This window comes from Sphingomonas faeni (assembly GCF_040407495.1).
Taxonomy (GTDB): Bacteria; Pseudomonadota; Alphaproteobacteria; order Sphingomonadales; family Sphingomonadaceae; genus Sphingomonas; species Sphingomonas faeni_D.
In genome coordinates this window covers 610,719-633,698 of sequence record NZ_JAPZPP010000002.1, presented here as the reverse complement: position 1 = coordinate 633,698, position 22,980 = coordinate 610,719, and the positions used below count along the sequence as shown (strand labels likewise).

Below are 22,980 nucleotides of genomic sequence, written 5' to 3'. Positions count from 1 at the left end.
TTGGATGTTCTCTACCTCACCTTGTCATACGGCGTGAAATCCCGGAACCGGCAATACCCCGACGGGATCGACATGCCCGGCGACACCGTCCGAAACCGATCATTCCGACACAATTGCCCGCCGTGAACATCGACGATCAGCGTATCGAAAGGCCGCAACGAAGGGCACTCGCCCACCGGCCCGGTCTTCCACGTCCGTTTACCCGACTGCCGATACAGGATCGTCTGCGCATCGACGATCTCCGGGCCGCTATTCTGCTGGATATCGATGCACCGCACCGGCGCCCCGGCGACCCGCCCCGCAAGCGGATCCGATTTGCCCGCCACCAACGTCAGCGACAACGCGGCGAGCAGAAGCACACGCGTCATGGCCGGCGATACGGGACAAAGTCGCCGAAGCTGCAACCCCCGGTCGGAAAACGCGTATTTTGGTCGAGCGTCTGCGCAATATCGCCACGGCAAAGTTGCCCAGTCGGCGTCCGCGTAACGAGAATGTCCCCGCGCGCGATGCCCTCGCACCCACCGGCCGTATCGCTGCGATACACCAGGCTATTATTCACGCGGTACAGGATCGTCGCGCCATAGCCCGAACTCTGCTTCTGCGGGATCTGGCTGATGCACGTCTCGGGCTTGCCCGGTACCAGCCCGGCGAGTTCCTTCGCGAGCTTCTCCTGCACGCCCGCCTCGCGCACCTGTGCACGCTCGACCTCCGCCTGAGTCTGCGTACACGCGCCCAGCATGACGACCGGGAAAATCAAGAGTGGCAGGGTCCGCATCCGCATCACAACGCTCCTAAAAATCCCCGCCACCCTCATGCGCCTTTTATCCGCGAAACGCATCCTTTGCCGCACGATAGCCCGCAAGCTGCTCGACCGACGTCGCCCGCAGAAACGGGTTGGTCGCTCGCTCCAGCCCGATCGTGGTCGGCACGGTAGGCTCACCCTTCGAACGCAACGCATCGACCTCGGTCATCCGTGCAACGATCTCGGCATTGTCCGGCTCGGCAACCAGCGCATACCGCCCGTTGCTCTGCGTATATTCATGCCCGCAGAACACCTCGGTCTCATCCGAAAGCGTCGCGTATCGCTGCATGTTCGCGAACATGTCGGCGGGCGTCCCCTCAAACAGCCGCCCACAGCCCATCGCGAACAGCGTATCCCCGGTGAAGATCGCTGCGTCGTTGGCAAAGTGGAACGCGATATGCCCCTGCGTATGCCCCGGCACCGTCATCACGGTCGCCTCGTGCGCACCGAGACGAACGACATCGCCTTCGCCGACCTGCTCGTCGAGCGTCGGGATCTTGTCAGCCTCCGCTGCCGGTCCGACGACGGTGGCGCCATACGCCTTCATCTCGGCATTGCCGCCAGTGTGATCGGCATGCCAGTGCGTCGTCCACACCCGGTCGATCCGCCAGTCGCGCTTCTTCGCGGCGGCGATCACCGGCCCCGCCTCGCCCGGATCGACCACCACCGTCTCGCCCGAGATGGTGTCGTGAATCAACCAGGCGTAATTGTCAGCCAGCACCGGCACGCGGACGATATCAAGCATCAGCGTGTCACCACTTGCCGGTGTTCGGCATCGATGCCCATGGCTCGGCGGGATCGAGCGCGCCGTCCGCCTGCAACAGCTCGATCGAGATGTTGTCCGGCGTCCGCACGAACGCCATGTGGCCATCGCGCGGCGGCCGGTTGATCGTCACGCCCGAGTCCATTAGCCGCTGGCACGTGTCGTAGATGTTGTCGACGCGGTAGGCGAGGTGACCGAAGTTGCGACCCTCGCCATATTCCTCGGGATCCCAATTGTGCGTCAGCTCGACTTCCGCATCCTCGTCGCCGGGGACCGACAGGAAGATCAGCGTGAACCGACCCTTCTCGTTCTCCATCCGGCGGACCTCCTTCAGGCCCAGCGTCTCGAAGAACGCGATCGTCTTCGCCGGGTCGGTCACGCGGATCATCGTGTGGAGATATTTCATGCTGGCTCCGAGGGTTGTTCGGAAGCGCAGATAGGGATGGGGGCCGTGGGGGGAAAGGGCTGCAACTGCTGGGGGGCATAAAGCCACCACCCCGGCGAAGGCCGGGACCAGATGGGACGTTGCTGATTAAGGACGGCGCTTCGTTACAACCACCTTTCCAACTGGGCCCCGGCCTCCGCCGGGGTGGTGGCGCTAGCGGCCGATCGGAGCGCCGCTGTTCGGAGCGCTGGGACGAGGAGCCGTGCCTTGCCCGTCGAACTGCCGCAATGCCGTAACCGCACTCCGTCCCACCGGCGTATCCGGCGCCAACCGCGCCGCCTGACCCCACGCCGCGCGTGCCCCGGTCTCGTCGCCCGCCAGCGCAGCGATATTTCCCGCCTCCAGCTGTACCGAAGCATCGTCCGCCGATCGCTTCAACGCCTCGCCGATATCCTTCTTCGCCCGCGCCGGATTTCCCTCGCGCCGCGCCAGCGTCGCCGACAACAGCCACGCGAGCGGATCGTCCGCCGCATTGGTCAGCGCCAGATCGATATCGGTCCGCGCAGACTCCAGATCGCCTATCGCCACCAATGCCCGCGCATGATCCAGCTGTGCTTCACCCAGCGGCAACCCGGTCAGCGTCCCCGCCGTCAGCGCCGAATCGAGCGCCGTCCGCGCCTTGGCCGGTTGCGCCGCAGCGAGCCAGGCATTGCCCGCCTGCGCCCAGTAATTCGCCGCTCGCGCGTCCTTGGCAAGCTGCGCCTCGCGTGCCGCCTCCTCGAACTCGCCCGCCGCCGAAGGCCAGCTCTTTTCTGCCGCAAACGCGATTCCCGCGCATTCCCGCGCGAAATACCGCCCGCCCGAAATCCGCCAGCGCCCGGCCTCGGCCCGCGCCGCCGCCGGATCTGTCTGGGTCAGCGCGACGCATTGCCGAAACCGCCCCTCCTGCGCATCGACGGGTCCAGCTTGACGGCGGCCAGCTTGAAGGGGGCCAGCTTGAACGGAAGCAGCGGCGAGCAGCAGCGTAAGGATCATAAGGCGGCGATCACATCCTCGACCGCCCGGATGATGAGCGCGATATCGGGATCGCGCGACAGGCGGTGGTCGCCGTCCTTGACCAGCCATGTCTGCACATCCGCTGAACGCAACAGCTCGGCGAGCCGCGCGGTACGGTGCCACGGCACGTCCGGATCGCGCTGGCCCTGGACGAGCCGCACCGGGCCGTCGAAGGCGATCTCGCCGAACATCAGCCGGTTGGCTTCGCCCGAAGACCAGAACGCGCGGGTGTAGACCGTCGGCTCGGGGCCGTAAGGGTTCTTGCGCTCGATCCGGCCATTGGTGAGCAGCGCCATCTTCTCGTCGGTGGTGAAGCCCCAGTCGGTGAAGTCCGGCGCCGGCGCGATTCCGACCAACCCCTTTACGAGATCGGGCCGCATCTTCGCCGCCAGCAGCATCAGCCACCCGCCGAGCGACGACCCGACGAGGATCGCGGAGTCTTCCACGAGCGCATCGATCATCGCCAGCACGTCGTCGCGCCAGTCGACCAGCGTCTGGTCCTCGAACGCGCCCTCGCTCTGCCCGCAGCCGCCATAATCGAACCGCAGGAAGGCGCGCCCCTCGGACTTCGCCCACGCCCCCAGCGTCACCGCCTTGGTCCCCGTCATGTCGGATGCGTACCCCGACAGGAATACGATCGTCGGGCCGGTGCCGGGACTATGGTGGTAGGCGAGGCGAGGGCGTTCCTTGACGGGCGGCGTATTCAAGGGGGGCGGGGCGGGGGCGGCAGGAGCGATATCGGTCATGCCGCCAGCTTTAGACCGTCTTTGAGGGACTGGTGAAGATGTCTTCTATGGCCTGCTCGAACAGTTCGGCGATCTTGAATGCCAGCGGCAGCGACGGATCGTAGCGCCCCGTCTCGATCGCATTGACGCTCTGCCGCGACACTTCGAGCCGCTCGGCAAGGTCGCCCTGGCTCCAGTTGCGCTCGGCGCGTAATATCTTGAGCCGGTTCTTCATGCCTCATGACCGGCGAACCGGTCGCGCGACCACAGCCAGGCTTGGCCAAGCAGCAAGCCGGCGCACCACAGGGGAAAGGCAAGATGCACGGGCTTGTGCGGCACCGCGCCGGTATCCTCGAGGAAGCTCCATACCGTCATGACCGACAGCATCAATGCGGTCGCGATCAGCATGGCGTGGATCAGCTTGGCCCGCACATACTCGTCCGGCTGTTCGACGATCGCCATCCCCATCGCCCAGATGACGGCGATGATCGGCAGGGCGGGGAGGATCGCCAGAGCGATGAGCGCGGTCCCGGTCGGCTTATAGGCAGCCTCGACCATGTTCGATCCCAACAGGAACACCGCATAACAGGTCATGCTGGGGATGAAGCGAGTGAGATAGCGGCGGTTGGCTTGTCGCATGGTCAGCACGGAACGGTCTCCCTGTTTTAGGACAAGTGTGCTTTACACTGCGCCAGAGATAGGACAAGTGTGCTTTACACTGCGCCAGAGATTAGAGTCAACCGACCTTTACAAAAAGACAGGCGCGCACGTCAGCTAGACGCACGTGTCAGGTGCGCACGAATGCGTTCCAGGTGTGACCTTATCGTAACCTTTGGAAAGCCGGCGGGCTCGCCTGGCATCGTCAGATGATGAATTCGACCGTCTTCATCTGCGTCTGGTCGGCCGCGACCGCGCCGCGCTTCAGCACCATCTGGCGGTGCAGTTCGGCGACCGTGTCGCTTCCGCGCGTCTTGCACAGCGCGGGGATAAAGGCGTGGATCAGCGCACCGAGGCCACCCTTGATCATCGTCATGCCGAAGCGTCCGGCGACGCCGAAATGCTCGGCATAGCTTTCGCCGACGGTGGCGGGATGGTCGAGGAACAGGCGGCGGAACATCGGCAGTCTCCTGCCTGCTCTGTATCAGCCGGCGGCCAGCGCGTCGACCATCCCCGCCGCCAGCATGCTCAGCGTATCGTCGCGCGCGCCCATCACCACGATCCGGTCGCCCGGTCGTGCCTCGGCCACCAGCACGGCGGCGGCCTCCGCGCGGTCGGCGATGTGCCGGGCATCGCGCCCACCCTCGACGATCTGCGCGACGATGTCCGCGCTGGTGACCTCCCGCGCGACCATCCCGCCGTAATAGGCAGGGTCGGGGAGGACGAGGACGTCGTCCGCCGCCATCCGCTCGACGAAGGTGGCGACGAGTTCGCGGCCCATCACCTTCAACGGGCCATAGCCGTGCGGCTGGAAGAACAGCAGCAGTCGCCCCGGGAACGCGTGAAGCGTGTCGAGCGTCGCGGCGATCTTGTCCGGGTTGTGCCCGAAATCGTCGATCACCGCGACCCCGCCCGCCTCTCCGACCAGATCGAAGCGGCGGCGCAGACCCGTGAATCCCGCGATCGCCTTCACCGCATCCGCCAGCGACACGTCCGCCGCCATCGCCGCCCCGATCGCAGCGAGCGCGTTCGACACGTTGTGGCGACCCGGGACGGCAAGCTTCACTGGCGTCCGTACGCCGCGCGAGACGATGTCGAAGCGGATCGCGAACGGCTCCGGCTTCAAATTCTCGGCACGCAGATCTGCCGACGCATCGATCGCGAACGTCGTGATCTGACCGCGCGGCAGGCGAGAGGCGAGGCCCGCCGCATCGGGATCGTTGGCATTCACGACCGCCGTCTCGGCCTTCGCGATGAAGTCCCCGAACAGTACGCGCAGTTCCTCCAGCGACTTGTGGTCGAGGCTGACATTGTTGAGCACCGCGATCTTCGGCGCATAGCCGGCGATCGATCCATCGCTCTCGTCTACTTCGCTGACGAACGCATCACCCTCTCCGACCAGCGCGCTGGCGAACGGCGCGTCGGGGGTGGTGAAGTTCTTCATCACCGCGCCGTTCATCACCGTCGGATCGCGCCCGACCGCATGGAGTATCCAGCCGATCATGCCTGTTACGGTCGACTTGCCGCTCGTCCCCGCGACGCCGATCGGCAACCGGCTGTCGTTGAACAGTGACGCCAGCATCGCCGCGCGGGACGAGCGCGTGCAGCCCAGAGCGTCCGCCGCGATCATGTCGGGCACGGTCGCCTCGATCGCCGCGGAGGCAATGACGAGCTGGTCGGCCGAGACGATCCCGCTGCCGTTTTGGGGGAACAGCGCGACGCCCTTCGCGGCAAGGTCGTCGAACTTGGCAGGTACGCGGCCCTGGTCGAGGTTGCGATCGGAGCCGGCGACGGTCGCGCCGCGCCCCGCGAGGATCATCGCGAGCGGCATCATGCCCGAGCCACCGATGCCTACGAAGAAACAGGGTTTGCTGATATCCATCGGCCCGCGATATGGGCGGTTTGGTAACGGGGCAAGGTCGGGAACACGAACAATGCGCATCGGTGTCCTCGCCGCGTCGAGCCGGACCAATCCCGCGGCGATCGCCAAGATCACCGCGTATGCGGCTAGCGCGTTCCCCGAGGTCGAGCTGGTCTTCCACCCGCAATGCCTGGAGACCGACGGCCATTTCGCTGGCTCGGACTTTCGGCGGGCAGGGGCGTTCCTCGAATACGCCAACGATCCGGGATTCGATGCGCTCTGGTTCCTACGCGGCGGCTATGGCGCGAACCGCATCCTGGCGATGGTCATGCCCGAGCTCGGCCGTGCCGCGCGGCACAAGACCTATCTCGGTTATTCGGACGTCGGGTTCCTGCTCGGCGCGCTATATGCCCGGCGGATCGGGCGGCCGGTGCACGGGCCAATGGTCAGCGACGTCAACCGACATGACGGCGAGGCGACGGTCGCACGGTCGCTAGGCTGGATGGTGCACGGCGATCGGGCAGGGCTGGAGCCGGGGCTAGACGGGCGGCCGTCGGCCGCATTCAACCTCAGCATCCTGACCTCGCTGATCGGCACGCCGTGGCTGCCTGATCTCACTGATCACGTGCTGATCGTCGAGGAGGTGTCGGAGCCGATGTACGCGATCGATCGGATGCTGTTCAAAGTCGCCAACGCCACGCAGTTGAAGGGCATCGCGGGGCTGCGGCTGGGTGCGGTGACCGCGGTGCAGGAGAATGATCCGCCCTGGGGCGAGACGCTCGACTACATGATGATCCGCTGGTCGCGGGACATGGGGGTGCCGTATCTGGGGCGGGCGGAGGTCGGGCATACGCAGGCGAACCATGTGGTGCCGTTCGGGTTGATTTGAGCGGAGCCTCGCATCTCAAAATAGCTAGCGTCACCCCGGCGGAGGCCGGGGCCCAGTTGGAAAGGTGGAGGTAACCGAGCGCGCCCTCCGTTAGCGACGTTCCCCACCTAGGCCCCGGCCTCCGCGGAGGTGGTGCTCTTTCCCGAATTACGCTTCACCGCGCCGCCGCCGGATCGATCACCTGCATCCCCTGAACCGCACCTTCGGCTGACCCGGCAGCGTATAGCTCCCCGCCGCCTGCTCCACCGCCCAGGCGCAGATTCGCCACCACCTCCACCCGCTGCAACCGCTCCCGCTCCCGCATGAACACCACCAGATCCTCGCGCCGGTTGCAGTCGCGCGTGTCGGCGGTCGCGCACGGCGAATACAGGATCGCCAGCGCCACAATCTTTCCGGCCGGATCGAGCACCGCTGCGCCCTTCTCAGGACAACTATGCGCCCGGCACGCGGTGAAGCGGTACAGCGCCCCGATCCGGGTCGGTTCGTCGGGCGGCCCATGCAGCACCTCGATCTGCTGATCCGTGACATCGCCGTTCGCATAAAGATACGACGCCTTGCGCTTGCCGATGAACCGCCGGACTGCCGCGGTGAACGCTGGCGCCGTGATCAACTGGTTCGTGTCGCGGCAGGCCGCCAACCGCGGGCGCGCAGGTCGCAGCAGGTCGCAGCAGGTCGCAGCAGGTCGCAGCAGGGCCCGCAGCAGGCGCAGCAGGCGCGGCAGCGGCGGACAGCATCATCAGCAGACCCAGCATAGCACTCTCTCAAAACGCCCAGACACTCCCCAGTCCGGCGCATGTCCGTCTGGAGTAGCCCTGTGCGCGTATCACCTTATATACACGCCGTGCGCGGATCGGTCCGCGCACGTCATCCCGAGAGAAAGTCTCCCATGTCTGCAATGTTCCGAATCACGCTGCCCGACGGTTCCGTCCGCGAGGTTGCGCCCGGGACTACCCCCGCGGATGTCGCCGCTGCGATCGGCCCGGGCCTCGCCAAGGCCGCGCTCGCCGCGCGCATCGACGGGCAGGTGCGCGATCTCAACCGGCCGTTCGAGGGCGACACCGCGCTCGCGCTGGTGACCGCGCGCGACGAGGCCGATGCGCTCGAACTCGTTCGCCACGACCTCGCGCATGTCATGGCGGAGGCGGTGCAGCACCTGTTCCCAGGTACGCAGATCACCTTCGGCCCTGCCACCGACGACGGCTTCTATTACGACTTCGCGCCGAAAGACCGCCCGTTCACCGACGAGGACCTGCCCGCGATCGAAGCCGAGATGCGCGCGATCATCGCCCGGAACGAGCCGTTCCTGCGCGAGGTCTGGTCGCGTCAGCAATTGATCGATCGCTGGACGCAGCAGGGCGAGAGCTTCAAGGCTGAGTGGGCCGCCGAACTTCCCGAGGGCGAGGAACTGACGATCTACCGTCAGGGCGAGTGGCTCGACATGTGCCGCGGGCCGCACATGGCGTCGACCGGCAAACTCGATCCTGCCGCGTTCAAGCTGACGCGCGTGTCTGGCGCGTATTGGCGTGGCGATCAGAAGAACGCGATGCTCAGCCGCATCTACGGCACCGGCTGGCTCAACAAGAAGCAGCTCGATCAGCATCTCTTCCGCCTCGAGGAAGCCGCCAAGCGCGATCACCGCAAGATTGGCGCGGAGATGGACCTGTTCCACCTCCAGTCCGAAGCGCAGGGCTCGGTGTTCTGGCATCCCAAGGGCTTCGTGCTCTGGCGCCAGATGGAGGCGTACATGCGGCGTCGCCTCGATGCTGCCGACTATGCCGAGGTCAAGACTCCGCAGCTGATGGACGCCAAGCAGTGGGAGCAGTCGGGCCACTGGGGCAAGTACCGCGAGAACATGTTCGTCGTGCCGGACGAGATTCCGAACGTCGAGGATGAGGGCGCCGTGCTGTCGGGTGAAGGCGACCTGATGGCGCTGAAACCGATGAATTGCCCGGCACACGTGCTGATCTTCAAGCAGGGGATCAAGTCGTACCGCGACCTGCCGATCCGGATGGCGGAGTTCGGCTGCTGCCACCGCAACGAGCCGCACGGCGCGCTGCACGGCATCATGCGCGTCCGCCAGTTCACGCAAGACGACGCGCATATCTTCGTCCGCGAGGATCAGCTGGTCGAGGAAGTGCGCAAGTTCTGCGAGCTACTCGATAGCGTCTACAAGGACCTCGGTTTCGACGATTACGCGGTGAAGCTCGCGCTGCGCCCCGAGAAGCGGTTCGGCGAAGACTCGATGTGGGACAAGGCAGAGGCCGAACTGCGCGAGGCGGTGATGCAGTCGGGCCTGAGCGACACGATCAAGGCGAACTTCGAGGAACTGCCGGGCGAGGGTGCGTTCTATGCTCCGAAGCTCGAATTCCACCTGACCGACGCGATCGGCCGGACGTGGCAGGTCGGCACAATCCAGTCGGACCGCGTGCTGCCCGAGCGACTCGATGCGTCGTATGTGGGCGCGGACGGCGAACGGCATCGCCCGGTGATGCTGCATCGCGCGATCCTCGGTACGTTCGAGCGCTTCATCGGCATCCTGATCGAGCACCATGCCGGCCGCTTCCCGCTCTGGCTCGCGCCGGTGCAGGCGGTCGTCGCGACGATCGTGTCGGATGCCGACGATTATGCACTTGAGGTTGCGGCGAAGCTGAAGGCGGCGGGCATCCGCATCGAGACGGATCTGCGCAACGAGAAGATCAACTACAAAGTGCGCGAGCATTCGCTGGCGAAGGTGCCGAACCTGCTGGTCGTCGGCAAGCGCGAGGCCGAGGAGGGCAAGGTCGCGCTGCGCACGCTCGGCAGCCAGGCGCAGACCATCCTGACGCTCGACGAAGCGATCGCACGTCTTGCGGACGAGGCGCGCGCACCCGATATGTGATCCAACGGGGCCGGCTTTCCGCGCGGGCGTTTCTGCGCTATAGGCCGGCCCAAATACTTCGTCAGAAACTTCAGGAGCAAACCCCATACGTCCTCCCACGATGCGCCGGCCGATGCAGACGCCCGCAATGAACGGCCCGCGATTCAACGAATTCATCCAGAGCCAGAAGGTCCGCGTGATCGATCACGAGGGCGAGAATCTGGGCGTGATGTACACGCGCGAAGCGATTGAGCAGGCAGCTGAGCATGGCCTCGACCTGGTCGAAGTGTCGCCTAACGCCGATCCGCCCGTCGCCAAGTTCCTCGATGTCGGCAAGTTCAAGTACGAGGCGCAGAAGAAGGCCAACCTCGCACGCAAGTCGCAGAAGACGCAGGAGATCAAGGAGATCAAGATGCGTCCGAACATCGATGACCATGACTACGACACCAAGATGAAGAAGGTGAACGACTTCATCGGCGAGGGCGACAAGGTCAAGATCACGCTGCGGTTCCGCGGTCGCGAACTCAGCCATGGCCAGCTCGGCATGAACCTGTTGAAGCGCGTTCAGGACGACGTCGCGGAGATCGCCAAGATCGAGGCGTATCCGCGCATGGAAGGCCGCCAGATGCTGATGGTGCTCGCACCTAAGTAATGGCGATACGGCTTCGGCCGCAACGATGTGACGTTCGAAAGGCTGGCCAGTCCGACAGGACTAGCCGGCCTTTTTCACATCTGCCACGCTCGTAGCGCGTCCTCACCCATTGCCGGCTTCGCCATCTGCTTCTCCTAACGGAAGACGGACGGGGCGGCGGCTCTCGCTATGTGAAGAGTGAGGGCCAGAGACCGCACGTTTCCCAGTAGAGCGGTAGCGGTGTTTCCCACGAAGGCAGCGATCCAAGCCGGACCCTCGCTTTCGCTGGAGGCCAAGGTACGCGCCTACGGTCTGCCGTTCGCGCTACCCCAGATTCACGGGCGCGGCGCACTGCGGACGTCGCAGCACGATTAGCATGGCATGCGAATGACCGTTACTTTCCTGAAAAGTTGCATTTCGAAACTAGGGTTTGCTGTCTGTCGCTCTGTGGCGATTTGGAGACACAATGTTCAAAAATCTCTTTCCGTATGCGGAAATCGCTAGACGATCATGGCCATGTATCTCTACCTAACGTCCAAACCATAAGTTCGAAAACATTCGAACACGTCTAGGGAGAGAATGCCGATGCGTATGACCGCATATCTGTTGTCCGCCGTTGCGACCGCGGCGATCGTCACGCCGGCCTTCGCTCAGCAGGCGACTTCCACAGTCGAGGCACAGGCCACGCCGTCGCAAGGGACTGCAAACGCATCGGTCGCAGGCCAGACCAATGGTGCTACCGATGCCGACACGACGCGCGCAGCCAGTGCCGCGGCCGACACGGGTGGTAACGCCAGCGACATCGTCATTACTGCGACGCGTCGCTCCGAGCGTCTGTCGAACGTACCGATCGCGGTGTCGGCCGTCGGCCAGGAAGCGCTCCAGAATTCAGGCGGCAGCGATATCCGCTCGCTGAACCAGCTCGCGCCGTCGCTGTTGATCTCGTCGACCGGCAACGAATCGAACGCGTCTGCCCGTATTCGCGGGATCGGTACGGTGGGCGACAATCCCGGCCTCGAAAGCTCGGTCGCGGTGTTCATCGACGGCGTGTATCGCAGCCGTACGGGCGTTGGCCTCAACGAACTGGGCGAAATCGACCGCGTCGAAGTGCTTCGTGGACCTCAGGGCACATTGTTCGGTCGCAATGCGTCCGCAGGCCTGATCAACATCATCACGCGCTCGCCTGAGTTCGACTGGCATGGCAACGCCGAGGCGACCTACGGCAATTACGACCAGAAGCGGCTTGCGGGCGGCATCACCGGCCCGCTGATCGCCGACAAGCTCGCCTTCCGGGTCGACGGCGTCTACGTGAATCGCAACGGGTTCTACAAGAACGTCACGGCGGCCAACGGCAGCGAGAGCCGTGTCAACGACCGCGATCGGTATTTCGTCCGCGGCCAGTTGTTGTTCAAGCCCACCGATGCCTTGAGCTTCCGCCTGATTGGCGACTATTCGCACCGCAAGGAAAGCTGCTGCGGCGCGGTCTATTACAACCAGGTCGAGACGACCGATCCCACCCCGAACGCAGCCGGCGTCGCGCCGTTCTTCGCCACGGTCAACACCGATGGCGCGGTCACCAACAACACGACGAACCGCATCGTCGATATCCTGCGTCGCCAAGGCGCAGTGTTCCCGCTGGCCGGCAACACGCCCGATCCGTACAGCCGTCAGGTCGCCGTCACGCCCGGCCAGACCTATCGGAACCTGACCAAGGATTACGGTGGTTCGTTACAGGCCGATTGGGATCTGGGCGGCGCTACCTTTACCTCCATCACCGCGTACCGCGAGTACAAGTCGGGCAACGCAAGCGACATCGACTATACCAATATCGATCTGACCCACCGTGCCGACGACGGCAACGCGTATCGTCAGTTCAAGACCTTCACGCAGGAAGCACGCTTGCAGGGTTCGCTGTTCAACGACAAGCTCGACTGGTTGGTCGGCGGCTTCTATTCGAACGAGAAGCTGAAGCTCGTCGATAACGCGTCGTTCGGTTCGCAATACGGGCAGTTCGCCGCCTGCCGCCTCGTCGCGACGGTCAGCCCGGTTGCCGCGCTCCAGAACCAGAACAATCCGGGTTGCTTGAGCGCTGCCGGACGGGCAACGCTGAATGGTGCGTTCGGCACCGTTGCGGGTCCGTTGATCACGTCGGCGCTTGACCGTCTGACCGGTGGCGTCGGTCTCGGCGGTGGCGTGAACAGCGTCGGCGACGCAGGCTCAATCTATCGCCAGAAGAGCGAGAACTACGCGTTCTTCACGCACAATATCCTGCACCTGACCGATACCTTGTCGCTGACGGGCGGTCTTCGCTACACGCATGAAACGAAGAAGTTCAACGCCAAGTTCAACAACAACAACACTGTCTGCCCGATCCAGCAGGCCGCCCTGGCACCGCTGACCATGTCGCAGAGTGGCGCGACCGCGTTTGCGCAGGGTATCGTCACGCTGACCTGCACAGGCAACTCCAGCCCTGCGCTGAATGCGCTCAGCCTCAACGACAGCTTTGGCGACGGTGAGTTCACCGGCACTGCGGTCCTGTCGTGGAAGCCGTTCACCAAGTTGCTGACCTATGCTTCGTACGCAAAAGGCTACAAGGCCGGCGGCTACAACCTCGATCGTTCGGATCTGGGCGGCGTCAACGGTGTGCTCTCGGGGCGCAGCAACGCCGATGCAGCGGGTCTCCGCTTCAACGCCGAGAAGGTGAACAACTACGAGATCGGTGCGAAGTTCAACACGCGCGGCTTCACCTTAAACGTCGCTGCATTCCGCGAAGAATTCACCGATTTCCAGCTGAACACCTTCAACGGCTCTATCTTCGTCGTGCAGAATATCGAGGCGTGTAAGGACAATCTCAACGGCCTCGACACCGACAACGGCTTCAATCCCGTCACCGGTGCACAGACCGGCACCTGCCCAACGAACCGCTCGAAGAAGCCTGGAGTTATTTCGCAGGGTGTCGAGCTCGAAGCGACGATATCGCCGATCAAGCAGGTCACGTTCACCGCGGGCTATACCTATGCCGACACGCATTTCCGAAAGAACCTGATCGGCAGCTCGACGACCGGAGAGGCACTCGACCGCGCGCTGTTCCTGCTGCCGGGCAGCCAGTTGTCGAATGCCCCCAAGAACGTCGTTACAACGTCGTTCGCCTGGACCCCGGATATTGGCGCGAACGGTATGTCTGGCCTGTTTTATATCGATAGCCGCCTGACGTCCGATTATAACACCGGCTCGGATCTGGCACCGGAGAAGAAGCAGGATGGCTTCGCGCTGGTGAACGCCCGCGTCGGCCTGCGTGGCAAGGACCAGGCTTGGGCGCTCGAATTCTGGGCTCAGAATGTGTTTAACAAGAACTACATCCAAGTGGCGTTCAACACGCCGTTCCAGGGTGCGGGCTCTTCGGCAAACGTGCAGCGCTTCGGCGGCACCGGCAACGCGCTTTACTCGGCATTCCTCGCCGAGCCACGCACCTACGGCCTGACGCTGCGCTCGCGTTTCTGATCGGGTGACTGAATGAAAGTCCGTCCGCAGTTCGCTGCGGGCGGGCTTTTTCTTGTTGGAAGCGCGTGGGGCCTCCGACTTGTTCTTTCCGGTAACGTGGGAGTCCAGGGTTTCTTGACATTACCCTGGGCTCCCGCTTTCGCGGGAAACCAAGGCGGCCCTTACGCCGCGAGATCGATCTCTTCGCCCGCCGCCGCCGCCAGCAGCCGCCGCTCCAGCGTCCTCAACCGCGCGGGCTGGGTGATCCGATCCCCCGTCAGATCGGTGATGTAGAACGTATCCACAGCGCGCTCGCCGTAGGTCGCGACATGCGCGGAATGGATCGTCACCTTCGACTGAAACAGCGCGTTGGCGAGTTGATTGAGCAAGGCGGGCCGATCGCGCGCATTGACCTCGACGACGGTGAAGCGGTTCGAAGCCTTGTTGTCGACCAGCGCGTTCGGGACGATGTCGAACGCTTCCGCACGCGTACGCGGCAGGGGCTTGGCTACCAGACGGTCGGCGAGCTTGCCGCGGTTGGCCAGCGCGTCCTCGATCGCGGTTTTTAGTCGCGAGAGCTGACCGGATTCGTCGAACGGCCGCCCGAACGGATCCTGCACGAGGAAGTTATCGATCGCCATGCCGTCGCGTGTCGTATGGATTCGCGCGTCGATAATGTTGCCGCCTGCCACGTGGATGGCCCCGGCAATCCGGTAGAACAGCCCGGGATGATCGGCCGCGTAGATCGTTACCAGCGTTGCACCGCGCCCAGGATAGACGTGTGCGTCGATCGCGAGTTGTGCATCGCCGGTATCGGCGAGGAAGCGCGCATTGTGGGCGAGCACGTCCTCGGGTTCGGCAATCCAGTATGCCTCCGGTAGCCGGTGGACGAGCGTTGCAAAGACCTCTTCGGTCCAGCCGAGTTCCTCGCGCAGATGCGCCTGCTTGGCGGCGATCCGCTCGGCGCGCCCTTTCTGCTTGTGACCGAGGCGTAGGACCTCTTCCGCCGACTCGTACAGGTCGCCGAGCAACTGCCGTTTCCAGCCGTTCCAGACGCCCGGACCGACCGCGCGGATGTCGACGATCGTCAGCGTCAACAGCAGGCGGAGGCGCTCCGGACTCTGCACCAGGTCGCAGAAATCGAGGATCGTCTTGAAGTCGCTAAGGTCGCGCTTGAACGCAGTGGCGGACATGAGCAAATGCCACCGCACGAGCCAGGCGACTGTCTCGGTTTCGGCGGGCGTGAGGCCAAAACGCGGGCAAAGCCGCTGCGCCACCTCTGCGCCCAGGATCGAGTGATCGCCGCCGCGGCCCTTGGCGATGTCGTGGAGCAGCACCGCGACATACAGCGCACGCCGCGACACGATCTGTTCGAAGATCGCACTGGCGAGTGGATGCTCTTCCTTCAATACGCCGCTCTCGATGCGCGCGAGCAGGCCGATCGCACGAATGGTGTGCTCATCGACGGTGTAGTGATGGTACATGTCGAACTGCATCTGCGCGACGACGCGCGCGAAATCGGGCACGAACCGGCCGAACACGCCCGCCTCGTTCATCCAGCGCAGCACGAGTTCGGGATCGCGCGGCGAGGTCAGCACGTCGAGAAACAGCGCGTTCGCGGTCGGGCTGTTGCGCACGTCGTCGACCAGCTTGGCGTCTCGCGCCGCGGCGCGCATCGCAAGTGGGTGGATCTCAACGCCGTGCTTATCGGCCAGCTGGAAGATCTCGATCAGGCGTTCGGGATCGGCCCGGAAGAAGTCATCGCTAGGCAATGCCAACCGTCCGCGATCGAGCACGAACCCGTTGAGTTTGCGCGGGGACCGGCGGATCGTCGGCAACCCGAACCTTCGCCCACGCGCGGCGAACTTCTCGTCGAGATGCGCGAGGAAGACGCCGCTGAGCGTACCGACCGTCTTGGCCTGCAGGAAGTAGAACTGCATGAAGCGCTCGACCTTAGACTTGCCGGGTCGATCCGAGAACCGCATCCGGTCGGCGATCTCACGTTGCAGGTCGAAGGTCAGTCTATCCTCGGCGCGGCCGGTGATGCTGTGCAGGTGGCAGCGCACCGCCTGGAAGAAATTGTCGGCGCGGTGGAACAGCCGGTATTCGGCCTTGGTGAACAACCCGACCTCGACCAGTTCAGCAGCGCGCTGGACGTCGTAGATGTATTTGCCGATCCAGAACAATGCGTGGAGATCGCGCAGGCCTCCCTTGCCCTCCTTGACGTTGGGTTCGACGACATAGCGCGTGTCGCCCATCTTCCGGTGGCGGGCGTCGCGTTCGGCGAGCTTGTCGGCGATGAAGGTGCGCGCGGTGTCCGTTTGGACCTCGGTCTTGAAGCGGTGCGATGCCTGTTCATACAGCTCGGTATCGCCACAGACGTAGCGCGCTTCGAGCAAGGCTGTGCGGACGGTGACGTCGGCCTTTGCTTGGCGGACCATCTCGTCGAGCGAGCGGCTGGACTGGCCGAGCTTCAGCCCGAGATCCCAAAGCGCGTACAACATCGATTCGATCACCCGCTCCGCCCAAGGCGTCTGCTTGCCGGGGGTGAGGAAGCCGATATCGACGTCAGAGTGCGGTGCCATTTCAGCGCGGCCATATCCGCCGACCGCGATCAACGTGAGCCGTTCGCCGATCGTCGGGTTGGGCAGGGGGTAGAGCCGCTGCGTCGTGAATTCGAATAGGATGCGGATCAGCGCATCGATCAGATAGGCCTGTGCGCTGGACGCTTCCAACCCGCGCGACGGATGTTCGACAAGACGGCGCTCAACCTCGACCCGGCCCTTGTCTAGCCCGGCCTTCAGTAGCGTGGTCGCGTCGCGGCGGAGTGCGGCCGCGTCGACGCCTTCCAAGGCTGCGATGGTTTCGGCGACGGCACGGCGATCGATGATCGTGCGACGGTTGGGGAGATGATCGAAGCGGCCTGACATGATGCCCAGATAGGGGCGCCGCGCGCGTGCGTCATCAGGATTGCGCAAACGCCCGCCGAAACGTAACCGGACGTGCGAGTGGAGGACGAAAATGAGTGAACCATTGCGCGTAGCCCTGGCCGGGCTGGGGACGGTAGGCGGCGGGGTGATCCGGCTGCTCGATGCGAACCGCGAGTTAATTGCGCGGCGGGCCGGGCGCGAGATTGAGGTCGTCGCGGTATCCGCACGCGATCGTGGCAAGGATCGCGGCGTTGATCTGTCGCGGTTCGCGTGGGTCGATGACACGACCGCGCTGGCGAAACAGCCGAGTGCGGATGTCGTGGTCGAACTGATCGGTGGGTCGGACGGACCGGCGCTTACGCTTGCGCGTAGCACGCTTGGGGCAGGGCGGAGTTTCGTCACCGCGAACAAGGCGATGATCGCGCATCACGGGCTCGAACTCGCGCAGGCGGCGGAGTCAGCCGGGGTCGCGCTGAAGTTCGAGGCCGCGGTCGCGGGCGGCATCCCGGTCATCAAGGGGCTGCGGGAAGGCGCCGCGGCAAACGAGATCGCCCGTGTGTACGGGATCCTCAACGGCACCTGCAATTTCATCCTGTCGAAGATGGAATCCGAAGGCCGCGACTTTGCCGAGGTGTTAGCGGAGGCACAGACGCTTGGGTTTGCGGAGTCCGATCCAAGTTTCGACATCGACGGCGTCGATGCGGCGCACAAGCTGTCGATCCTGGCCGCGGTCGCGTTCGGGACGCAGCCGGCCTTCGACGACGTCGCGATCAGTGGCATCCGGCATCTGCTCGGCGCGGACATCGCGGAGGCGGCGGCGCTCGGCTATCGCGTGCGACTGCTCGGGTTGGCGGAGGCGAATGCGGACGGGTTGTTCCAGCGCGTGCATCCGCACCTGGTGCCGATCGATCATCCGCTGGCACACGTCACAGGATCGCTCAACGCGGTTGTCGCGGAAGGCAATTTCGTCGGTCGCCTGCTGTTCCAGGGCGCCGGCGCGGGCGATGGCCCAACCGCGAGTGCGGTGGTGGCCGATCTGATCGACATCGCGCGGGGCGAGTTCGGCCCGCCGTTCGCTATGCCGGTGGTGGCGCTGACATCGGCACCCAAGGCGGACAGCGGCGAGCGACGCGGCCGCGCGTATCTCCGCTTTACCGTCGCGGACCGGGTCGGCGTGCTGGCCGAGATCGCGGCGGCAATGCGCGACGCGGGCGTCTCGATCGAGAGCCTGATCCAGCGCGGAGCGATCGCGGATGGCAGCGTGCTGGTGGCGATCGTGACGCATGAAAGCCCGGAACGCTCGATCGCTCAGGCGCTGGAGAAGCTGCGAGGGTCGCAGAGTCTGGTGGGCCGGCCGATGTGGATGCATATCCTAGATTGAGGTGGGCTCGCCAGTCCGCCCCCACATTCTGAACCAGCACCGTTATGGCCGCGCGACAACGGGCTCGTCGGCGGGAAGGCCTGGAGCAAGGCGAAGGGGGATATCCAGCCTGCTGCCTAGTTCACGGTGCCGACGGGGCCGTCGAGATCGATCGGTACGCGGCCGCGTTTGTCGGGTTTCTTCGCGAGAGCGCTCTTGATCAACCCTACCGCAGCCTTGGCGATCGGGGCGATCGGCGGGCCGAAGCCAACTTGGCATCCCCCCTGTCGAACTGCACAGGGTGTATCCGACAACTCCAGCGCGCGGACGGCGGTGAGGTTGGGATTGGAGGCGACCGCGTGATTGGGCGGGCCGCGATCGTCGCGCATCGGCAGGCGCGGGGTGGTTGTCGCGGATTTGCCGCAGACGATGATCTCGGTCCCGTCCTGCATCTGCGTCGCGCACGGGTCGACGAGGATCGAGAAGCGCTCCGGCATGGGTGGTGCCGCTGTGGCGGCGGTAGGGGCAGCCACCTGAAGCATCGCCGACACGATTGTTGCAAACATTCTCGGGCCCTTACGGTGCGGGCTTACGGAACGACGTGCCACCTTCACCGCCGACCGTCATGGTGACGCCTGCCATCCCGCCGCCAACCTGGAATGGGCTGAGATCGGCGAGCGGAGAGGTGCGACGGAGCAGGCGGGTGCGTTCGTTGCGGACGCTTTCATGCTTGGGGTCGCCGGCGTCATGCTCGACGAACGGCACGCGAAACCGGTCGGCATGTCGCATTCCACAGACCGTGATATCGGTCTCGTCGGCGCTCTGGATACAGGGTTGCTCGGTGGCCATGCGCGCCTTCGCGGTCGCCATCAGCGGGTCTTCGATCAGTATCGACAACAGCATGACCAGCATCGGCGTCTCCCGGACTGATACGCAGACTGGCCGCGATCGTCCGAAGGAGCAAGCATCATTGCTCGATCTTGGCGACTCCGAGTCGGGGGATGTCGATCGCCGGGCAACGATCCATCACCACTTTCAGCCCAGCGGCTTCGGCGCGTTCCGCAGCCTCTTCGTTGGCGACGCCGAGTTGCATCCAGACAGCCTTCGCACCTGCCGCGATCGCCTGATCGACCGCTTCGCCGGCAGCCGCCGAGTTGCGAAAGATATCGACGATGTCGATCGGGTCGCCGAGTTGCGACAGGTCGCGGAAAACGAACTCGCCGTGGACATGCTCGCCGGTGATCTGCGGATTGACCGGGATCACGCGATAGCCATGCGCCTGGAGCTTGGACATAACGTTGTAGGAAGGGCGGTCGGGACGGTCGGAGGCGCCGATCATCACGATCGTGCGCGCGCCTTCGAGCAGCGTCTTGATGTCGGCATCGGCAGTCAATGGCATCGATGCCTCCTGTAAGAAGAAATCTGGTCCGCTCGTACCGTGGTAGAAGGCCACTCGGTACGACCGGTAATCACATAACGTGGATCAGGCACACGGGTTTCACAGTTTTCCGAGCCATGCGACGACCTGAGCCGCAATTGGCATGAAGACCGCATCGCTTGGATCCGAAGCCGGCGGGGTGCCTGCATCGGACGCGGTGCGGATCGAGATCGTCAGCGGTACGCGGCCGAGGAACGGAATGCCGAGTTCGCGCGCCGCCGCTTCTGCGCCGCCATGGCCGAACGGATCGGACGCCTCGCCGCAATGCGGGCAGATATAGCCGGCCATGTTCTCGACCAGGCCGATGATCGGGATGCCGGCCTTCTCGAACAGATCGATCGCGCGACGCGCGTCGATCAGCGCGAGATCTTGCGGAGTCGAGACGATCACCGCCCCCGCCGGCCGATATTTCTGGACCATCGTCAGCTGGACGTCGCCGGTGCCGGGGGGGAGATCGAGCACGAGCGTATCGGTCACGCCCCAATCCGCCTCGACCAGCTGGCCGAGCGCCCCCGCCGCCATCGGCCCGCGCCAGGCGATCGCCTTGCCCGGCTCGACCAGTTGTCCCATCGACAGCAACGGCACGCCGTAAGGGGTAGGGACCGGATCGAGCACCTTGTCCTTCGCGGTCGGCCGCGTGCCCTCGACGTTCATCAGCCTTGGCTGCGACGGCCCGTAGATATCGGCGTCGACCAACCCGACCCGCCGCCCGGCACGCGACATCGCGATGGCCAGGTTGGCGGCGAGCGTCGATTTGCCCACGCCGCCCTTGCCGCTGGCGACCGCGATCAGCCGCCGCGTCGAGCGCTCGGCGGTCACGGCAATGCGGACTTCCGAAATACCCGGCTGCGTCGCCGCCATCCGCACGGTCGCCTCAAGCGCATCGCGCGCCTGCGGATCGAGCCCGGTCGCATCGATGATGATGCCGGCGCGCGTTGCCTCCAGCCGCACGGTCGCCCGCTTCCCCGCCACTGCGGCCACCGCCGCCTTTACCGCTTCGATATCGATCATGCGGCGCAGATAGGGCCGCTCGGGCCGCTTGGCACTGTATTTCCGTCCGCGCCTACCTATAAAGGTTGGTATGACGATCCTCTCGCGCTGGTTCCGGCGCCCCGATATCCTCGCCACCGAAACACCGAAAGGCCCCTGGGGCAGCTCGGGTGACGACGGTAACAGCGGCCCGCGCAATCCCTGGGCGCAACCTCCAGGTGGCCGCAAGCCTGCCGCCAAACCGACCGCGCTCGACGAGTTCCTGCGGAAAGCGCGCGGTTCGGGCGACGGCGGTGGCGGCACTGGCGGCTTCGGCGGCCTGCCCTCGGGCGCCAACGCCCGCGCGCTTTGGGCGATCGGCGTCGCGATCATCGCGATTGTCTGGATCCTGTTCACCTCGGTGCATCAGATCGGCCCCCAGCAGCGCGGCGTCGTCACTTATTTCGGCAAATACGCAGGCACGCTCGATCCGGGTGTTCGTCTGACGATGCCCGCGCCGATTGCCGACGTGACGGTGGTCGATGTGCAGAAGATCCGTACCGACAACTTCCCCGTTGGCGATGGCGAGAACCTAACCCTGACCGGCGACCAGAACATCATCGATCTGGCGTATTCGGTCCGTTGGGATATCTCGGATCCGCGCGATTACGTATTCCAGCTCGCCGAGCCGAACGACACTGTTCGGGCCGCTGCCGAGAGCGCGATGCGTGCGGTGGTGGCGACGACGACGCTCGATCAGGCGATCGGCACGGGTCGTACCGTGATCGAGCAACGCGTCGCCGAACTCACGCAGCAGATCCTCAACGACTACAAATCGGGCGTCCGTATTCAGGGCGTCGCGATCAAGCAGGCTGCTGCGCCCGCGCGGATCGTCGAGGACTTCAACGCGGTTACCGCCGCACAGCAGGAGGCGATCGCCAACCTCAACCAGTCGCGCTCGTATGCGCAGCAGGTCGTGGCGCGCGCGCAGGGCGAGGCCGCGTCGTTCGACAAGGTGTACGAGCAGTACAAGCTTGCGCCCGAAGTGACGCGTCGCCGCATGTATTACGAGACGATGGAGGCGGTGCTCGCCAAAAGCGACAAGACGATCGTCGAGACGCCGGGCGGGGTGGTGCCGTATCTGCCGCTGTCGAACGCCAAACGCTTGCCGAACCCGGAGGCTGTCCAGTCGACGCCAGCGCCCGCCGCGGCGGCGGCTGCCCCCCAGTCTGGAGCCGATCAGTGAACGCCGTGAGTTTCCGTAATCCGATCGTCGCCGGCATCGTCGCGCTGCTGCTGGTGATCCTCGCCGCATCGACCTTTGCGATCGTCCCCGAGACCAAGCAGGCTGTGATCCTGCGCTTCGGCCAGCCGATCCGCACCGTCAACGCGTGGCAGCCCAACACCGCGTTCGGCCAAACCGGCGCGGGTCTGATCGCGCGCATTCCGTTCGTCGACCGGATCGTCTGGATCGACAAGCGCGTGCAGGATCTCGAACTCGACAACACGCTGGTGCTGTCGACCGACCAGCTTCGGCTCGAGGTCGACGCCTATGCGCGCTATCGGATCGTCGATCCGCGGAAGATGCGCAACGCGGTCGGCAGCGAGGACCGGATTCCCGATCAGCTTCGCCCTATCCTCGGTTCGGCGCTGCGCAACGAACTCGGCAAGCGGCGTTTCGTCGAACTGCTAAGCCCGGAGCGCTCGGAGCTGATGGACAACATCCAGAAGGGCCTCCAGCGCGTCGCCAGCCAGTACGGCGTCGAGATCGTCGACGTGCGTATCAAGCAGGCGAACCTTCCCGTCGGCCTGCCGCTCGAAAGCGCGCTCAAGCGTATGTCCAGCGCGCGCCAGCAGGAGGCGATCACGATCCGTGCCGAGGGTCAGAAGCAGGCGCAGATCGTCCGTGCGCAGGCCGATGCGGATTCGGCGAAGATCTATGCCGAGAGCTTCGGCAAGGATGCCGATTTCTACGACTTCTACCGCGCGATGCAGTCGTATCGGCATACGTTCGGTGCGGACGGTGGGCCGGCACCAGAAGGATCGACCTCGATCATTCTTTCGCCGAACAACAGCTACTTGCGGGAATTCGAGGGCCGCGGGCGTTGAGCCTGCGGAACCTTTGAACGCCCGTTCATATTCAAGCATCATTCAGGACGGCATCCCTACGGGGTACC

The 22,980-nt window shown here is 64.7% G+C and carries 23 protein-coding genes; 7 read left to right on the top strand and 16 right to left on the bottom strand.

Going from position 1 to position 22,980, the window contains the following annotated elements:
- Positions 1-11 precede the first annotated feature (11 nt).
- The 10 genes from O6W96_RS07985 to O6W96_RS07940 all read right to left on the bottom strand — a co-directional run bounded on the left by O6W96_RS07985 (position 12) and on the right by O6W96_RS07940 (position 6,270).
- A complete protein-coding gene (locus tag O6W96_RS07985; RefSeq protein WP_353469049.1) occupies positions 12-368 on the bottom strand; it encodes a hypothetical protein in 357 nt (118 codons plus the stop codon).
- Positions 365-781, bottom strand: a complete 417-nt coding sequence (locus O6W96_RS07980) for a hypothetical protein (RefSeq protein ID WP_353469048.1) — start codon at positions 779-781, stop codon at positions 365-367. Before O6W96_RS07980 ends, O6W96_RS07985 begins: the two co-directional genes overlap by 4 nt.
- 40 nt (positions 782-821) lie before the next feature.
- Complete coding sequence (gene gloB / locus O6W96_RS07975) at positions 822-1,547, bottom strand: hydroxyacylglutathione hydrolase (protein WP_353469047.1); 726 nt, start codon at positions 1,545-1,547, stop codon at positions 822-824.
- Positions 1,548-1,554: 7 nt separating this feature from the next.
- Complete coding sequence (locus O6W96_RS07970) at positions 1,555-1,971, bottom strand: VOC family protein (protein WP_353469046.1); 417 nt, start codon at positions 1,969-1,971, stop codon at positions 1,555-1,557.
- 192 nt (positions 1,972-2,163) lie between these two features.
- Positions 2,164-2,985, bottom strand: a complete 822-nt coding sequence (locus O6W96_RS07965; protein WP_353469045.1) for a hypothetical protein — start codon at positions 2,983-2,985, stop codon at positions 2,164-2,166.
- Entirely contained in the window at positions 2,982-3,752 is a 771-nt protein-coding gene (locus tag O6W96_RS07960; protein ID WP_353469044.1) for an alpha/beta fold hydrolase, read from the bottom strand. The genes O6W96_RS07965 and O6W96_RS07960 overlap by 4 nt, the downstream gene beginning before the upstream one ends.
- A gap of 10 nt (positions 3,753-3,762) precedes the next feature.
- Positions 3,763-3,966, bottom strand: coding sequence for a helix-turn-helix transcriptional regulator (locus tag O6W96_RS07955; protein WP_353469043.1), 204 nt, complete (start codon positions 3,964-3,966; stop codon positions 3,763-3,765).
- Positions 3,963-4,379, bottom strand: a complete 417-nt coding sequence (locus O6W96_RS07950; RefSeq protein WP_353469042.1) for a hypothetical protein — start codon at positions 4,377-4,379, stop codon at positions 3,963-3,965. Before O6W96_RS07950 ends, O6W96_RS07955 begins: the two co-directional genes overlap by 4 nt.
- A 214-nt stretch (positions 4,380-4,593) precedes the next feature.
- Positions 4,594-4,848 carry a DUF6356 family protein gene (locus O6W96_RS07945; protein ID WP_353469041.1) on the bottom strand — a complete coding sequence of 85 codons (255 nt, stop codon included), beginning with the start codon at positions 4,846-4,848 and terminating at the stop codon, positions 4,594-4,596.
- A gap of 24 nt (positions 4,849-4,872) precedes the next feature.
- Entirely contained in the window at positions 4,873-6,270 is a 1,398-nt protein-coding gene (locus O6W96_RS07940; protein ID WP_353469040.1) for a UDP-N-acetylmuramate--L-alanine ligase, read from the bottom strand.
- A 52-nt stretch (positions 6,271-6,322) separates the two neighbouring features.
- Here O6W96_RS07940 and O6W96_RS07935 point away from each other — a divergent pair, with 52 nt between their 5' ends.
- Complete coding sequence (locus O6W96_RS07935) at positions 6,323-7,138, top strand: LD-carboxypeptidase (protein WP_353469039.1); 816 nt, start codon at positions 6,323-6,325, stop codon at positions 7,136-7,138.
- A 154-nt stretch (positions 7,139-7,292) separates the two neighbouring features.
- On the opposite strand, the gene O6W96_RS07930 is transcribed toward O6W96_RS07935, so the two are convergent.
- Positions 7,293-7,748 carry a hypothetical protein gene (locus O6W96_RS07930; protein ID WP_353469038.1) on the bottom strand — a complete coding sequence of 152 codons (456 nt, stop codon included), beginning with the start codon at positions 7,746-7,748 and terminating at the stop codon, positions 7,293-7,295.
- A gap of 276 nt (positions 7,749-8,024) precedes the next feature.
- On the opposite strand from O6W96_RS07930, the gene thrS reads away from it, so the two are divergent.
- The 3 genes from thrS to O6W96_RS07915 all read left to right on the top strand — a co-directional run bounded on the left by thrS (position 8,025) and on the right by O6W96_RS07915 (position 14,127).
- Entirely contained in the window at positions 8,025-10,016 is a 1,992-nt protein-coding gene (thrS, locus tag O6W96_RS07925; RefSeq protein ID WP_353469037.1) for a threonine--tRNA ligase, read from the top strand.
- 100 nt (positions 10,017-10,116) lie between these two features.
- Positions 10,117-10,647, top strand: a complete 531-nt coding sequence (infC, locus tag O6W96_RS07920) for a translation initiation factor IF-3 (RefSeq protein WP_031396176.1) — start codon at positions 10,117-10,119, stop codon at positions 10,645-10,647.
- Positions 10,648-11,211: 564 nt separating this feature from the next.
- Positions 11,212-14,127 carry a TonB-dependent receptor gene (locus tag O6W96_RS07915; RefSeq protein ID WP_353469036.1) on the top strand — a complete coding sequence of 972 codons (2,916 nt, stop codon included), beginning with the start codon at positions 11,212-11,214 and terminating at the stop codon, positions 14,125-14,127.
- A gap of 161 nt (positions 14,128-14,288) precedes the next feature.
- On the opposite strand, the gene O6W96_RS07910 is transcribed toward O6W96_RS07915, so the two are convergent.
- Positions 14,289-17,036 (bottom strand): [protein-PII] uridylyltransferase, encoded by a 2,748-nt coding sequence (locus tag O6W96_RS07910; protein WP_353469035.1) that lies wholly within the window; start codon positions 17,034-17,036, stop codon positions 14,289-14,291.
- Between the two features lie 91 nt (positions 17,037-17,127).
- On the opposite strand from O6W96_RS07910, the gene O6W96_RS07905 reads away from it, so the two are divergent.
- Positions 17,128-18,417: a homoserine dehydrogenase gene (locus tag O6W96_RS07905; protein WP_353469034.1), complete on the top strand. Its 1,290-nt coding sequence runs from the start codon at positions 17,128-17,130 to the stop codon at positions 18,415-18,417.
- Positions 18,418-18,533: 116 nt separating this feature from the next.
- On the opposite strand, the gene O6W96_RS07900 is transcribed toward O6W96_RS07905, so the two are convergent.
- The 4 genes from O6W96_RS07900 to O6W96_RS07885 form a co-directional block, all read right to left on the bottom strand.
- On the bottom strand, positions 18,534-18,962 hold the full coding sequence (locus tag O6W96_RS07900; protein ID WP_353469033.1) for a hypothetical protein: 429 nt from the start codon (positions 18,960-18,962) through the stop codon (positions 18,534-18,536).
- 10 nt (positions 18,963-18,972) lie between these two features.
- Entirely contained in the window at positions 18,973-19,308 is a 336-nt protein-coding gene (locus O6W96_RS07895; protein ID WP_353469032.1) for a hypothetical protein, read from the bottom strand.
- A 55-nt stretch (positions 19,309-19,363) separates the two neighbouring features.
- Positions 19,364-19,795 (bottom strand): CoA-binding protein, encoded by a 432-nt coding sequence (locus O6W96_RS07890; protein ID WP_353469031.1) that lies wholly within the window; start codon positions 19,793-19,795, stop codon positions 19,364-19,366.
- Positions 19,796-19,894: 99 nt separating this feature from the next.
- A complete protein-coding gene (locus tag O6W96_RS07885; protein ID WP_353469030.1) occupies positions 19,895-20,845 on the bottom strand; it encodes an Mrp/NBP35 family ATP-binding protein in 951 nt (316 codons plus the stop codon).
- A gap of 70 nt (positions 20,846-20,915) precedes the next feature.
- Here O6W96_RS07885 and hflK point away from each other — a divergent pair, with 70 nt between their 5' ends.
- Both hflK and hflC read left to right on the top strand, forming a co-directional pair.
- Positions 20,916-22,049, top strand: coding sequence for a protease modulator HflK (hflK, locus tag O6W96_RS07880; RefSeq protein ID WP_353469029.1), 1,134 nt, complete (start codon positions 20,916-20,918; stop codon positions 22,047-22,049).
- Entirely contained in the window at positions 22,046-22,912 is an 867-nt protein-coding gene (hflC, locus tag O6W96_RS07875) for a protease modulator HflC (protein WP_435372197.1), read from the top strand. The genes hflK and hflC overlap by 4 nt, the downstream gene beginning before the upstream one ends.
- The last annotated feature ends 68 nt before the right edge of the window (positions 22,913-22,980 follow it).